The organism is Longimicrobiales bacterium (genome assembly GCA_035764935.1).
GTDB lineage: Bacteria > Gemmatimonadota > Gemmatimonadetes > Longimicrobiales > RSA9 > DASTYK01.
Map to the genome: position 1 here is coordinate 1 of DASTYK010000021.1, position 15665 is coordinate 15665.

Here is a 15665-nt window from a genome sequence, read left to right on the forward strand (position 1 = left end):
GCCTGGCGCGTTACAGGGTGCCGCGCAACTGCGCGAGGCGACGGCGCTCGCCGAAACCGTCCTGCCGCCGTAAGATCCCCCGAAACGCACAAGAACCCTGACCTGCACCGCCATGCATCCGCTTCGCACGATTACCGGAGCGGCGGCCATCGCCGCGCTCGTAACGGCCACGCCGCTGCACGCCCAGCTCGACGCGACCGAGCAGCGCATCGTCCAGGCGGTCGGCGCGAACCAGCCGCAGGCGATCGCGCTGCTCGAGCAGATCGTCAACATCAACAGCGGCACCCTGAACGCTGCCGGGCAGCGTCGTGTATACGACGTCCTGGCTCCGCGCTTCGAGGCGCTCGGCTTCGAGGTTCGCTACGTCCAGCCCGCGGTTCCGAACCGCGGCGGGCACCTGGTCGCGACGCGCGCGGGCACGCGTGGTCCTCATCTGCTCCTGATCGGCCATCTCGACACGGTGTTCGAGGAGGACAGCCCGTTCCAGGCGTGGACACTGGTGAACGACAGCGTCGCGAAGGGTCCGGGCGCGAGCGACATGAAGGGCGGCGACATCGTAATCTGGTCGGCGCTGGAGGCGCTGCACGCCGCGGGCGCACTCGACGGCGCTGCCATCACCGTGGTGATGACCGGGGACGAGGAGCGGCCGGGCGAGCCGCTGGAGGAGGCGCGGCGGGCGCTGGTCGAGGCGGGCGTCGCGGCGGATATCGCGCTCGGCTTCGAGGGCGGCACACAGGGCTACGGCGTGATCGCGCGCCGCAGCTCGACGGACTGGCGGGTCGACATCGAGGCGCGGACGGCACACTCGTCGGGTGTCTTCTCGGATGGCGTCGGTGCGGGCGCGATCTACGAGGCCGGCCGCATCCTGGAGGACTTCTACTCCGAGATCCGCGGCGAGGAGTACCTGACGTTCAACGCGGCGACGATCGTCGGCGGGACGAAAGCCAGCTGGGACGACGAGACGGCCCGCGGCAGCGCGTTCGGCAAGACCAACGTCGTGCCGCCGGCGGTCGTGATCACGGGCGACATCCGCACGATCACGGACGAGCAGCTGGAGCGCACGCGGCAGAAGATGCGCGAGATCGTCGCGCGGCCGCTGCCGGGTGCGACGTCGCGCATCACCTTCGGCGACGGCTACCCCTCCATGCCGCCGACCGACGCGAACCGCGCACTCCTGGCCGAGCTCGACGGTGTGAGCCAGGCGCTCGGCATGGGGCCGGTCGTGGCCTTCGACCCGGGGCGTCGCGGCGCGGCGGACATCTCGTTCGTGGCGTCCGTGGTGGACGCCGGGATCGACGGGCTGGGTCCGGAGGGAAGCGGCTCGCACACGGTCGAGGAGACCGTGAACCTGAGCTCGATCGAGCGCGCGGCGAAGCGGGCCGCGCTGCTGATGTACCGGTTGACGCAGTCGGCAGAACAGGAGTGAAGCACATGAGGTTCATCCCCGGTCGGGGCGGTGCGGCCGCCACACTCGCGCTCGCACTGGGTGCGGCGTGCAGCAGCGGCACCACGGCGGGAGGGCCGGCAAATCACAGGGACGCGGCGGCAGCGCAGGCGGACACGCACGCGGCACACGCCGGTGACACGGCAGCGCAGGCGGCGGCCACGCATGCGGCACATGCCGGTGACGCGACTGCGCAGGCGGCGGACACGCACGCGGCACACGCCGGTGACACGGCTGCGCAGGCGGCGCCCACGCACGCGGCACACGCCGGTGACGCGGCAGCGTCGCACGCCCATGATGCGGCGATGCACGCTGCGCACATGGCTGACCCGGCGCACGCGGCGCGCCACGCGGCGATGCACGGGCAGCAGCAGCACGGCGCGCACGCGATCCCGGCCACTGCAGGTCCCGGCTACACGGTTGCCGACGTGCAGTTCATGCAGCACATGATCGGGCACCATGCGCAGGCGGTCACCATGACGGACATGGTGCCCACGCACGGCGCGGGTCCGGCCATGCGGCAGCTTGCGGAGAAGATCGACATCTCGCAGCAGGACGAGATCGGCTTCATGAAGCAGTGGCTGCGCGAGCGCGGCCAGGTCGTGCCGGAGCCGGAGGCCATGCACGGCATGGACATGCCGGGCATGCTGAGCGACGAGGAGATGGCGCGGCTCGACGGGGCGCGCGGCGCCGAGTTCGAGCGGCTGTTCCTGGAGTTCATGATCCGGCACCACGAGGGGGCGCTGCTGATGGTGGAAGAGCTGTTCGCCGCGCCGGGTGCGGGGCAGGAGCCCGACCTCTTCCGCTTCGCGACGGACGTCGACGCGGACCAGCGCGACGAGATCTACGTCATGCAGGGCATGCTGAACACGCTGACCAACACGGGAGGAAACTGAGCTGATGGGAATGCATCCGGAACGTGCGCGGTCGCGCCGCGCGATCACTGCAGCAGCGGCGCTGGCAATGGTGGTTGCCGTTGCGCCGGCCGCGGCGCAGCAGGACACCGTCGCAACGACGGACGACCCGCGCGTCGGCCTGAGCGCGGGCACCGGCAACACGGCGGGCATCTCCGCGGAGAACATGCGGCTCGTCTCCTGGTCGCCCAAGCCCGAGGCGTTCGACTCCACGCGTGGACTGGCGTACGTCAACTCGGACCTCGCGTTCCGCGGTGACGTCCTCTACCAGGGCAACTTCAGCGGCTTCTCGGTCTGGGACATCAGCAACCCTGCCGACCCGGAGCTGCTGAGCACCGTGCCGTGTGCGACCGACCAGGGCGACCCGTCGATCTACGGCAACCTGCTCTTCGTGTCGGCCGAGTCGCCGCGCTCGCGCATCGATTGCGGGATGCAGGGCGTGGAGGACGGCGCGGACCGCATGCGCGGGGTGCGCATCTTCGACGTCAGCAACCCGCGCGCGCCGAAGCTGATCAAGAACGTGCAGACGTGCCGTGGCTCGCACACGCACACGATCGTGCCGGATCCGAACGATTCGAAGACGATCTACATCTACGTGGGTGGCTCTTCGAGCGTGCGTGACTCGACGGAGATGCCCGGGTGCTCCGACGGCTCGCTCGACGAGAACCCGAACACGGCGCAGTACCGCGTCGACATCATCCGCGTGTCGCTGGACGCGCCCGAGCAGGCGTCGGTCGTGGGCTTCACGCGCATCTTCGAGGGGCTGCCACGCGCGCCCGGGCGTGCCGGCGTTGCGATCAGCGACACCGCCACGGGCCGTTTCGCGCAGGGGCCGCGCGGCTGCCACGACCTGACGTCGTACCCCGAGTTCAACCTGGTGGCGGGCTCATGCGGCACGTTCGGCATCCTGCTGGATGCGTCGAACCCGGAGAAGCCGGTGCGCCTCGATGCAAAGTCGGACCTTAACTTCTCGCTCTGGCATACGGCCGTCTTCAGCAACGACGCGCAGACGGTGGTGTTCACGGACGAGTGGGGTGGCGGCACGCAGCCTCGCTGCCGCGTCGGTGACCCCGTGCGGCTGGGCGGCAACACGATCCTGACGATCGACCGCGGCCGCATGACGCAGCACGGCTACGTGAAGATGCTCGCTGCACAGACGGAGACGGAGAACTGCGTCTCGCACAATGGCGGGCTGATCCCGGTGCCCGGTCGCGACATCATGGTGCAGGGCTGGTACCAGGGCGGCGTCAACGTGGTCGACTTCACGGATCCGAAGAACCCGGTCGAGATCGCCTGGTTCGACCGCGGTCCGCTGAGCGACAGCACGCTGATCATCGGCGGTTCGTGGGGCGCATACTGGTACAATGGCCACATCTACTCGTCCGAGATGGCACGCGGCCTGGACGTGCTCGAGCTGGTGCCGAGCGAGCACATCTCGCAGAACGAGATCGACGCCGCGAAGCTCGTGATCATGGACGAGTACAACCCGCAGGCGCAGCCGCAGATCACGTGGCCGGCGGCGTTCCCCGTCGTGCGCTCATACCTCGACCAGCTCGTGCGTGGTAACGGGCTGCCGGCTGCACGCACGCGTGAGATCGCAGCGGCGATCGATGCGGCGGAGCAGGCGACGGGCTCGGCGCGCGCGGAGCGGCTGAATCAGCTCGCGACGGCGCTGGACAGGGATGCTGCGGGTGCGTCCGACGCAGAGCGGGTACGGGCGATGGCGGCGGCGGTGCGGGAGCTGGCGAACGCCAGCCGGTAGCGCCGCGTCCGACGTTCACCGTCGTACCGTGTATCGCGAACGGGACAGGGCTCGGGCGGTTTGTCCGGGCCCTTTCTCCATCTGCTGCGAGCCTCGGAAATACTCGTGCATGACAGCAGAAAGGCCCGGGCTTGCGCCCGGGCCTTTCTTCGTGCTGGAACCTGCTGCGAGCTCGTCAGCAGGGGTAGTTCGGGTTCACGTCGCACTCGCGCTTCGGTGTCGGCAGGAAGTCCATCTTTGCCTGCTCACCGGAGTACTGGCCGAGCCGCCGCAGGTCCTCCCAGCGCAGTCCCGTGAGGAACAGCTCGTAGCGCCGCTCGTAGGCGATCTGCGCCAGCACGTCCTCGGCGGTCGGCAGGTCCACGAGCGTGAGTGCGGGCAGGCAGGGCGCCGGATCCTCGATTCCGGCGTCGCACTGGGTGCGCACCTCGTTGATCTCGTCGATGGCCGCCAGCAGGTTGCCGTTGCGGGCATGGACCTCTGCGCGGATCAGGCGCATCTCGTCCGGTCGATAGAGCGGCCAGGGCGAGTCACGCTCCATGAACGCGACAGGCGCCGCGAGCACCGGATCGACCGTTTCGTCGAGGTTCAGCGTGTCTGTCCACATGGCCACGCGCTGATCGCCGGCTTCGGCCTCCCGCGCGAAGCTGAGCAGCGGCCACGTGTAGTCCAGCTGCTCGGGAGAGGAGTACTGGTAGATCGTGTTCATCTCCGTGCCGCTGAACGTGTAGTAGGACGCGTTCTCGTCGTCGGCGCGGTTCGCAGCCTCGAGCGCCGCGTCGTACTGCCCGTCGATCAGGTAGTAGCGCGCGAGCACCGCGTCGATCGAGCTGCGCAGATCGATGCCCGGGTCGAGCACGCGCTGCCGGAAGCCGGCCAGGTCGGCGTCGCTCACGCCGGCCAGGTCGCTGCGGGCGCTCTCGAGCAGCGACAGCACGGTGTCGAGCACCGCGTCGCGCGACGCGGGTGGCGCTCCCTCGAGCGCGAGCGCGACGGGATACTCCTCGTAGATCTGGATCGCGCGGCCCATCGCCATGGCCTTGTGCAGCTTCGCGGTGGCGAGCACACCACTGAGCAGCGCGGGTCCGAGCCCGACGTTGGGCGCGTTCTGGACGATGTTGTCCGCCGTGCGCATGATCTGGAACGTCTGCGCGAACGGGTTCGCCACGATACCGAACTCCGGATCGGGCGTGCCCTCGAACATTGCCTTGTCGGCGGGCAGCGCGCGGCTGCGCGGTCCCCACTCGTCGGTCACGAGTGCCGAGGGCAGCGCGTAGTGGCGCGCCGCTCCTGCAAACTGCTCCTGGATGCCGACCGTCAGGCCGAGAATGCCGTCGTCGTCGGTCAGCACCGTCGCCTCGGTGGGCGAGTTCGGGTTGACGAGGTCGAGGTCGCAGCCGGCCGTCATGATGCCCATGACGAGCAGGGCTGCGCCGAGTCGTGTATGCATGCTGGTCACTCCGCGCATGATCTTGGAATGTCTGTTCATCACCTTGCCTCCGCTCAGAACGTCAGGGTGAAGCCGGCCGCGAACGTGCGCGGAATGGGGCTCGTCGCGAAGTCGACGCCGCGCGCCACGGTGTTGGCGGAGAACAGGTTGATTTCAGGGTCGATACCCTTGTAGTCGGTCCACGTGTGCAGGTTGCGCCCGGCGAGCGTGATCGTCGCTGCAGATGCGCCGATCCGGTTCGCCCACGACTGCGGCACGTTGTAGCGCAGTGCGATCTCGCGCAGCTTCACGTAGCTGGCATCCTCGACGAACTCCTCGTACAGCAGGTGCCGCTCGAGATTGAGGAAGTGGTACGTGCGGACGACCGCGCCGGTCGTCGGGTTCCGGAGCACCGGCAGCTCGCCCGAGATCTCGCCCTCGATGGCCGAGCTGACGCCGAAGTAGTCGGAGATGCGGCGCGAGAAATTCGCGACGTCGTTGCCGAAGCGGCCGTCGAGCAGGACGCTCAGCTCGACGTTGTTGCCGAACTGGAAGTCGTTGCCCCAGGACAGCGTGAAGTCCGGGTTCGGATCGCCCAGCTTCTTGGTGAGCACGCGTCCACTCTCGTCGCGCGCGCGGGTCGGCAGGCAGCCGAGCTCCACGTTCAGCTCGGTGCCGCAGATCGACGCATCGTAGATCGGCGTGTTGCTGGTCCCCACGCGCGGGAAGTAGATGATGTTGCCCTGCTCGTCGCGCGGGTAGTACGCGCCGTAGAACACGCCGATCGGCTCGCCCTCGACCACGTAGTTCAGGTAGGCGTAGTTGACGGAGTCCGTTGCCGCACCGAGATCGACGACCTTGTTGCGGTTGTGCGAGTAGATGACGCGCGAGCTCCAGCTGAAGTTGTCGCTCTCGATCGCGAGCGCGTTCAGCGTCAGCTCCACGCCCTTGTTGGAGACCTCACCGATGTTCTGGTACTGCGACGTGAAGCCCGAGCTGTACGGCAGCGGGACGGACAGCACGAGGTCGTTCGTGACCTGGTCGTAGTACGTGAACTCCAGGCCGAGCCGATCCTCGAACAGCCCCATCTCGAAGCCACCCTCCCACTCGCGCTGGCGTTCCGGCTTCAGGTCCGGGTTGCCCGCCAGTGTGCTGGGCACGAAGCCCACGCGGTCGGCGTGCGCGATGTTGCCGTAGTTCGAGAAGCGGAAATACGCACCCGGCGGCTGGCCACCCGTCTGGCCGTATGCCGCGCGCAGGCGGAGCGTGCTGAAGAGGTTGCCCAGGCTCGACTCCTGGAAGAACGGCTCGTCGCTCAGGACGTACGATCCGCTGACGCGCGGGAACATCTGCCAGCGCTCGTCCTCACCGAACGCCGAGGAAGCCTCGATGTTCAGGCCGCCCGTCAGGTACAGCCGGTCGCCGATCGAAACGCGCTCCTGCAGGAAGCCGCCCAGCGTCGTGATCTCCGCAATCGACTGCGATGCCGACGGCGTCGCGCCGCCGCCGCCGATCGTGCCCTGGCCGGGGTTGAGGCCGAGAGCCGCTGCACGCACCGTGTTCGTCCGGTCGAACGTGTGACGGAAGCCCGCCGTGCTCGTGAGGCTGACCGATTCCGTCAGGTCGGCATCGTGGCTGGCAGTGATGTCCGTGTTGTAGCGGCGGATCGAGCGGATCGGGTTCTGCAGCGACCCGGCATACGATGCGCCGAGCGAGAACGGGGGCTGCAGGTACACGAACTCCTCGCGGGAGTCGTCGAGCCCGAAGAGCATCGTGAAGCGCAGGTTCGACAGCGGCGTGACGTTCGCCTCGATGTTGCCCAGGAAGCGGTTCACGTCGCCTTCGGCCTTCCAGTTCTCGATCACGTCGAACGGGTTCGTGCTGATGATCGGACTGTAGGGGTAGCGGCCGAGATTTTCGTCGAAGAAGGGGTTGAAGGTGGTCGGCGTAAAGATCAGCGTCGTCGTCACGCCCTGCGTCTGCTCACCCTCGGGCACGAAGTTCGACTCGGTCTGGAGGAAGTTCGCGCTCGCGCCGACCTCCAGCCAGTTGTTGATGCGCTGCGTGAGTCGCGCCCGCGCACCCACACGGCCGAAGTCCGTGCCGCGGATGGCACCCGAATTCTCCATCCACGAGCCCGACAGGTAGTACTGCGTGCCCTCGGTTCCACCCGACAGCGCCACCTGGTTGTTCGTGCCGAACCCGGTGCGGAACAGCTGGTCCTGGTACAGGTAACGCGTGACCGGCTCACCGATGTCGTCCGCTGGGCCGAAGATCACGTCGCCCGGTCCCGCCAGCGGTGACTCCAGCAGGTCGTAGCGCTCCGGCACGCTGCTCCACGTGTTCTCACTGCTCAACGTGATTACCGGCTCGCCCGTGCGACCACGGCGCGTGAAAATCTGGATCACGCCGTTGTTCGCGCGCGAACCGTAGAGTGCCGCTGCTGCCGCACCCTTCAGCACCACGATGCGCTCGATGTCCGACGGCGGGATGTCGGCGAGGCGGTTGCCCATCGCGGCGCCGCCGTACGATGCGTTCGCGCCCAGACCGACGAGCGCGCTCGAGTTGTTCTCGACGATCACACCGTCGATTACGATCAGCGGCTCTGCACCGCCCAGGATCGAGCTCGTGCCGCGCAGGCGGATGCTCACACCACCGCCCGGCTGGCCGTTGTTCTGCGTGATCACCGCACCGGCGATCTTGCCCTGCAGCGCCCTGTCGATCGACGTCGCCGCGGGCGCCTCGTTCACCTCGTCGCCGCTGATCGACGCAACCGTGTTGCCGACCGCACGCCGCTCCGCCTGGACACCCGTACCGGTGACCACGATCTCGTCGAGCTGAACCGCACTTTCCCGCATGCCCACCTCCGGCACCTGGATCGTGCGCTCGTCGCCAAGCTCGACCTGCCGCGTCGCGTCCGCGTGACCGATCAGAATGAACCGGAGCGTGTACGTTCCCGGCCGGACCGCAGCCTCCAGGGAGTAGCGACCCGCCGCATCGGTCAGCGTACCGATCGACGTGCCCTGCAACAGCACCTGAACGCTGGGCAGCGGTTCCGCCGTCCCCTCGTTCACCACTGTGCCCTGGATCTGGTAGGGTTCCTGAGCCCAGGCCTGTGACCATGTGCCCAACAGACACAGGCCGGACAGTGCGACGCCCAGAAGCAGGCGTCGCGGAGCTGCGTGTGGCATGTAGTTCTCCTCTCCTCGTTGGCGGGCCCGCCAGCCGCGAAGGCAGGGTGAGCGGGCATTACTTCCCATCATCCGCACCCCGGTCAGGGGCCGCGCTACCATGCACGCGCCGGCGCCGCGGTGCAACCGCACCCGTCACCGGATCCGGTGCACCCGGGGCAAAGTGTTGGTGGGATCATGGGTTTGTATGCACTTCCATGTGCTGCTCCCCGGCGCTTCCAACGGCAGTCGGGGCAACCCACGGGCGCATTGCGGTTCCTTGACATGCGTCCGTTCGGGGCGTACGATGCCCAGATCTGCATACAACGTACGGTTCCAGCCCCGGCGCTTGCGCAAGGCGCCGGTGGCGTATTTCGCGGACGGGCGCGCAATCCCGGCCGCGGGGGCGACAAGCCCCGTAGACGCTCCAAACACTGAATAAAAATTCATCCGTGGGCTGAGGCCCGCGGACGAGACGTCGGCCCGAACGAGCCGAGCTCCGAAGGAACGCTGTCAAGGGTTGTTCGCCCGAGTGCGCCGGAGTGCGCATGTGGGTGCACGTGCGGGATGGCGCGCGGCCGTCCCGGTTTGATCGCCACCAGGAGGAGAAGGACGATGTCTCCAAACCGCGTCCGGAGACTGGGACTCGCGGCAGGGCTGCTGGGCTTCGTGCTCATGCCAGTTCTACCCGCAGCGGCCCAGTCAACCGGCACAGTCACGGGGCGCGTGGTCGATGCCGCGACGCAACAGCCGCTGGTCGGCGCGCAGGTCCTGATCGAAGGCACGGGTCTCGGGGCCCTGGCGAACGATGACGGCACCTACCTGATCCTGAATGTTCCGGCGGGTGCACGGATCGTGCGCGCGCAGATGATCGGCTACTCGGCAGCGGAGGCCACGACCACGGTGGAGGCCGGGCAGTCGGTGACCGTGAACCTGACACTGTCGCAGTCCGCAATCAGTCTTGACCAGATCGTGGTCACCGGTACGGCGGGCACGGGGCAGGCGAAGCGTACGCTGGGCAACAGCGTGGCGACGGTGTCTGCGTCCGACATCACCGAGAAGATGCCAGTAGCCGATGCGCGCCAGCTGCTGCAGGGGCGTGCTCCGGGTGTCACGATGCTGCAGTCGACGGGCATCGTGGGTGGCGGCTCGCGCATGCGGATCCGCGGCTCGGGATCGCTGAACGCCGGCAATGAACCCGTGGTGTTCGTGGACGGTGTGCGGGTGCAGTCGGGGCAGACGCGCACGCAGGGCAACACCGCGCAGCCGATCAACCTGCTGGACTCGTTCAACCCGAACGACATCGAGTCGATCGAGGTGATCAAGGGCCCGGCGGCGGCGACGCTGTACGGTGCGGAAGCGGCGTCCGGCGTGATCCAGATCGTCACGAAGAAGGGGCGCAAGGCCGAGGGGCTGCAGTGGACGGCCAACTTCGAGTACGGCGAGACGGAGTGGGCGGCGGATCAGATCACGAACTACTGGCTGTGCACGGACGCACGGATGGCGGATCTGGAGGACAATCCGGGGTGCGGCGTGTTCACGGGTTCGGAGCCACTGGAGGAGCGCCTGCTGATCGACCGGCCGCTCGACCCGAACCGCCGCTCGGCGGGTGTGATTCACCAGTATCAGCAGAACGGCTGGACGGAGGACTATCCGTGCCTGTTCCCGCAGCAGGCGGGCTGCCAGCCGAATCCGCTGCGGACGGGTGTCACGCAGAATGTGAACCTGGCGGTACGCGGTGGTGGCGACTCGTACAACTTCTACCTCTCGGGTGAGAAGAGCGACCAGGACGGCAGCTTCTACAACAACTACAGCGACCGGATGGGCGCGCGTGCGAACTTCGGCTTCGTCCCGACGGACAAGGCGAACTTCAACGTGAACGTGGGCTACGTGCGGCAGGACCAGCAGCTTCCGCTGTCTGACAACTCGTCGAACAGCATCCTGCGCAACGCGTACCGCGGCGAAGCGGGCGGGTTGTCGGGCCGCTATCTGCCGGGCTTCAAGAGCTACCATCCGGAGTTCAGCAACCACTACGACCGCCACCTGGAGCAGGAGCGCTTCACGATGGGTGTCACGGCGCAGTACACGCCGTGGGAGTGGTGGCAGAACAAGGTGACGGTCGGCGTGGATCGCCGTGAGCAGCAGAACATCAACGGCAACGACATCGACCAGACAGGCGGTCGGTTGTACGACGGAAATGAAGCTGGCGGATACTCGTTCATCGGCACGGACAAGATCTGGCTGTGGACGGCGGATGTCGGCTCGACGCTGTCGTTCGACGTCAACGACGACTGGACGTCGGCGTCGAGCTTCGGGATGCAGCTGACGAAGCGGACGGCGGAGGGGTACGACGTCGAGGGCTGGGGGTTCGTCGCCAACTCGCTGAACCTGATCGGTGACGCATCGCTGCGGGATGCGAGCCAGTCGTTCTCGGAGCAGACGTCGCTCGGCTTCTACCTGCAGGAGCAGGTCGGCTATCAGAACCGGCTCTTCCTGACCGGCGCGGTGCGGGTGGACGACAACTCGGCATTCGGCCGTGACTTCTCGCTGGTCGTCTACCCCAAGGCGTCGGTGTCGTGGGTGGTTTCGGAGGAGAGCTTCTTCGAGGTGCCGTGGGTCGACGACCTCAAGCTGCGCGCTGCGTGGGGTCGCGCGGGCAACTCGCCTGCGCCGTTCTCGGCGGACCGGACCTACCAGGCCACGGTTGGCGTGATCGGCGATCAGGCGGTCAACGCGATCACCACCGACGACTACGGCAATCCGGACCTGAAGGCAGAGACGGGAGATGAGATCGAGCTCGGCTTCGACGCATCGCTGCTGACCGGCCGCGTGGGGCTCGACTTCACGTTCTACAACAAGACGACGAAGGACGCGCTTCTCTCCGTTGACGATCCGCCGTCGAGCGGCTGGACCGGCTCGCACCTGGTCAACATCGGCGAGATCAACAACAAGGGGATCGAGCTGGCGGTCAACGCGACTCCGATCGTGAGCGACAAGGTGCGCTGGGATGCGATCGTCTCCTTCAGCACGGCGCACAACAAGCTGGTCTCGTTCGGCACGGACGCGCAGGGCAACCCGATCATGCACGAGGACCGCTTCGGTCCGTTCATCGCGACGCAGCGTCATCGCGAAGGCTACCCGCTGGGCGGCTACTGGTCGATCGACGTGCAGCGTGACGCGAACGGCCTGCCGATTCTCGGCTCCAACGGAGTTGCGCTGCTGCAGGAGTGCGTGAGCTGGGCGCCTGACCAGCGCGCGGACTGCGAGGAGGAGTTCGTCGGCTCGCCGTTCCCGACGCGTCTGCTCGGTCTGACGAACACGCTGGTACTGTTCGACAACCTGCAGCTGTACGCGTTTCTGGACTACCAGGGTGGTCACTACCAGTGGTGCGCCATCTGCTCGGTACGCACGCGCAGTGATCGCAACTCGAGGGAGATCAACGATCCGCGGCTGGATCCCAGCCATCCCGAGTACGACACGTGGGGCCGGTACGAGCGGGGCATCCTGCTCAGCCAGCAGTCGAAGCGCTACATCATGCCCGCGGACTTCATGAAGCTGCGTGAGCTGTCGGCCACGTACACCTTCCCGGGCTCCTGGGTCGATCGGATCGGCATGTCACGCGCTTCCGTGACGCTCGCCGGGCGCAATCTCTGGATGTGGACGAAGTACGAGGGCACGGCGGATCCGGAGGTCGCCTTCACCGGCGACGCCAACTTCGAGACCGCCGACTACGGCTCGGTCCCGATGCAGCGCCGCTTGTCCGTCTCGTTCAACCTGAACTTCTAACGGCGGCGACAAGGAGAATGGGAATCATGTTCCGAATTCGTGAATTGCGCCGCGGTCAGATCGCGCTTGCTGCACTCGCCGCCTTCGGGCTGGCCGCGTGCAGCCAGGTCGACGAGCTGATGGAGGCGAACAATCCGGCGGCGATCCAGGAGGACCAGCTCGATGACGAGACACTGGTCACCGTGCTGGCGAACAGCGTGGTTGCGCGGTTCGCCGCGGAGTACGGTGAGCCCGTGATCTGGCTCGCGAGCCACATCACGGACGAGCAGGTGTCCGGTATCAACTGGCCGACGACGCAGGAGCTCGGTGCACGGCGGCTCACCTTCGATGCGGGCCCGGCCAACGACATGTTCCGTGCGCTCAGTCGCTCGCGGTTCATGGCGGACAGCGTGGCTACACGACTGAGCACGCTGCTCGAGGATCCTGGCTCCGATCGCCGCATGGCCATGGTCCTCGCATATGGCGGGTACGCCTACACGCTGATGGCGGAGACGATGTGCGACGCGACGATCAACGTCGGGGCCGAGCGCTACACCCCCGCACAGCTCGCCGACATGGCCATCGCGAAGTTCCAGGCGGCCATTCCGGTCGCGCAGGCCGCGGGCGCCGATGACGTGCTCAACCTGGCGTACACGGGTCTGGCGCGTGCGGCTATGGCCGCCGATGATCCGACGCTCGCGATGCAGGCGGCGTCGAACGTCGATTCGGATTTCATCTGGTGGGTCGAGTACAAAGAGGGCGCGCTCAGCTTCGAGCTGGACGACAACGTGACCGGCAATAACCACACGATCGGCGTGCATCCGCGCCTGGTCAAAGAGTGGGGCACATTCGGTGAGACCGTGCCGGTCGAGGACCAGACGGATCCTCGGGTGCAGTTCAATCCGCAGCCGCGGACGGGTCACGATGCCCGCACGATCCTGTACACGCCGTACCAGCCGCTGTCGTACAGCGGGTACACCGGCACGCTGCAGACCGACGCTGATGCGCCGGTGCTGTTCAACAACGACACGGACATCCGCCTCGGGTCGTACCTCGACGCGATGCACAATTACTACGAGGCGGCCGGTCCCACGGGCACCGGGCCCGAGGGCACGACGCTCCAGTTCGTGAACGCCCGTCGGGCAGTGGGCGGCCAGGCACCCGTCGTCCTCGTGGGCGACGAGCTCATGGCAGAATTGCGCGAGCAGCGGGCGCGTGACCTGTTCCTGGGCGGCTTCCGCCTGGGTGACCTGCGTCGCTGGAAGCGGCAGGGCATCGATGATCCGGACAGCCAGTTCCCGACCGGGAATCACATCAACGTCACGCTGGGCGTGTACGGCGACGTGGAGTGCTTCCCGATCCCGATCGCGGAGTACGTGGGCAACCCGAACATCAACTGATCGGGGCGTCTACTGCAGTGAACGAAGGGCGCGGCGAGCAATCGTCGCGCCCTTCGTCGTTAGCAGGAGGGTGTTTCTACCACAGAGCGCACGGAGAGCACGGAGTCAGAGACTCTGCAGGAAACGGATCAGGCCGTGGCGGTCGAGCTCGGGCAGCGCGCGGAAGCGCTCGCGCACCAGCGTCGCCTCGCCGCCGTGCATCAGGATGGCCTCGGTCAGGTCATTGGTGCGGCTGTCGTGGAGGTAGCTGCTGCGGCTGCCGAGACCCATGAGCGGCTCGGTACGGCGCTCGGTGCGGGACGCGGCCGGTGTGCAGGCGCCGCTCAGGTCGGGTCCCATGTCGTGCAGCAGCAGGTCGGAGTAGAGCGCGATCGTGCGGCGGTCCAGCGCCGCGATGTCCTGTCTGCCGGTGCGCATCGTCGGCACGTGGCATGAACTGCAGCCGACCTCCGCGAACAGCGCTTCGCCGCGGGTGATCATTGCGCGCTGCGTCTCGTCATCCGGCAGTCTGCGCGGCGGCGGTGCGAGAAAGCGCATGAAGTCGAGCAGCAGGGCCACGTCGGCTTCGCTCAGCTCGGGGTCGGCGGCGGGGTCAGTGATGAGGGCTGCTGCACCGTCGGTGGCGAAAGCGACGTCCGTGGAGCGACTGTCCGCCTGCAGCAGCGCCTCGGCAAGCGCCTCCGCGATCGTGTCACGCGGCCGCGAGGGTGTCGTCAGGCCCATCTCCATGAGCGCGGCGTGCTCGATGAAGTCGCGCAGGGTTGGCTGGTCCGCCAGGCGACCGAAGCGGGCGAAGCGGCCGTCCCCGGCGACGCCCGGGCGCCCGGAAATGCCATCGCCGTCGCTGTCGTCCGGATCGACGCGGGAGCGGATCTCCGACTCCGGGATCGCCTCGATCAGGCCCATGCCGAAAACGAACGGCACGTTGAAGTGGACGGTGTCCGTCGCGTCTGCCGGGGCGCTCTGGCGCTGCACGCCGAGAGCCCGCAGCGCGGGGGTGGAGCGCAACCGTACGTTCTCGCCGCCCTCTGCGATGAGAGGATCGCACGTGCCGTCCGGCAGGGTGCGACTCATCCGCGTCACGAACTGGTCGCCCGTGCCGCCGGTTGCCGGGCTGGTGTGGCAGGCGCTGCACTGGTTGTCGTTGAAGAGAGGCCCCAGGCCTTCTTCGGGTGTGAAGACCCGGTTGAAGAGCAGCAGCCCCTCGTCGAAGTGTGCGCGCTGTTCCGCGGTGAGGCCCGGCAGCGGGTCGCCGATCATGGCGACCGTCACGGGCTCGCCCCCGCCGCAGGCTGCTGCGACGAGGGCGAGGCTCAGAGATGAACGGATGGTGAGGCGCTGCTTCATCAGGTTCAGACTCGGTCGGCCTGCGCGTCGTAGAGTTTCCAGGCGATCCAGAACGTGTAGAGCGCGATTGCCGTCCCGACCGGGAAATGGGTCAGGTTGAAGATGCCCAGGATCACGGCCAGCACGATCACCCAGCCGCCCCAGTTGCGCAGCAGCCCGAGGCCGCAGACCAGGTTCGGCAGCGCCATCAGCAGCATCATGGCGCCGGCGAAGCTGCCGATCAGCGACAGCGTGCCGAACGCGTGGACGTCGCCCGACAGCACTCCGATGCCCGAGAGAAGGCCGAACGCCGCCATGCCGATCAGCAGGTCGATCACGCCCAGTGCGATGTGCAGCCAGCCGAGGATCCTGACGTGCTTGCCCAATTTCGCCTCCTGTAAGGATTTAGTATGCCTTACGGGCGGGACGTGCGGCGAGTTTCCGGGGGCGCACTG

Annotated in this window: 9 protein-coding genes; 5 read left to right on the top strand and 4 right to left on the bottom strand. The window is 67.4% G+C overall.

All coding sequences use genetic code 11. From position 1 onward, the window contains the following. Positions 1-112 precede the first annotated feature (112 nt). Genes VFU06_01305 through VFU06_01315 form a run of 3 tightly spaced genes read left to right on the top strand, consistent with a single transcriptional unit; the run spans position 113 to position 4120 of the window. Positions 113-1426, top strand: coding sequence for a M20/M25/M40 family metallo-hydrolase (locus tag VFU06_01305; GenBank protein HEU5208019.1), 1314 nt, complete (start codon positions 113-115; stop codon positions 1424-1426). 5 nt (positions 1427-1431) lie between these two features. Beyond that, positions 1432-2340, top strand: a complete 909-nt coding sequence (locus VFU06_01310; protein ID HEU5208020.1) for a DUF305 domain-containing protein — start codon at positions 1432-1434, stop codon at positions 2338-2340. Positions 2341-2344: 4 nt separating this feature from the next. Beyond that, the gene (locus tag VFU06_01315; GenBank protein HEU5208021.1) at positions 2345-4120 is read left to right on the top strand and encodes a hypothetical protein; all 1776 of its coding nucleotides are present in this window, start codon (positions 2345-2347) and stop codon (positions 4118-4120) included. Positions 4121-4295: 175 nt separating this feature from the next. Here the strand turns inward: VFU06_01315 and VFU06_01320 are convergent, their stop codons facing one another. Both VFU06_01320 and VFU06_01325 read right to left on the bottom strand, forming a co-directional pair. After that, positions 4296-5609, bottom strand: coding sequence for a RagB/SusD family nutrient uptake outer membrane protein (locus tag VFU06_01320; protein HEU5208022.1), 1314 nt, complete (start codon positions 5607-5609; stop codon positions 4296-4298). A gap of 14 nt (positions 5610-5623) precedes the next feature. Continuing rightward, positions 5624-8740 carry a TonB-dependent receptor gene (locus tag VFU06_01325; GenBank protein ID HEU5208023.1) on the bottom strand — a complete coding sequence of 1039 codons (3117 nt, stop codon included), beginning with the start codon at positions 8738-8740 and terminating at the stop codon, positions 5624-5626. A gap of 594 nt (positions 8741-9334) precedes the next feature. On the opposite strand from VFU06_01325, the gene VFU06_01330 reads away from it, so the two are divergent. Together VFU06_01330 and VFU06_01335 are read left to right on the top strand one after the other, a co-directional pair. After that, entirely contained in the window at positions 9335-12505 is a 3171-nt protein-coding gene (locus tag VFU06_01330) for a SusC/RagA family TonB-linked outer membrane protein (GenBank protein ID HEU5208024.1), read from the top strand. A gap of 26 nt (positions 12506-12531) precedes the next feature. Further along, positions 12532-13884, top strand: coding sequence for a hypothetical protein (locus VFU06_01335; protein HEU5208025.1), 1353 nt, complete (start codon positions 12532-12534; stop codon positions 13882-13884). Between the two features lie 105 nt (positions 13885-13989). Here the strand turns inward: VFU06_01335 and VFU06_01340 are convergent, their stop codons facing one another. Continuing rightward, the gene (locus VFU06_01340; protein HEU5208026.1) at positions 13990-15231 is read right to left on the bottom strand and encodes a di-heme oxidoredictase family protein; all 1242 of its coding nucleotides are present in this window, start codon (positions 15229-15231) and stop codon (positions 13990-13992) included. A gap of 5 nt (positions 15232-15236) precedes the next feature. After that, a complete protein-coding gene (locus VFU06_01345) occupies positions 15237-15596 on the bottom strand; it encodes a hypothetical protein (protein ID HEU5208027.1) in 360 nt (119 codons plus the stop codon). Between the last annotated feature and the right edge of the window lie 69 nt (positions 15597-15665).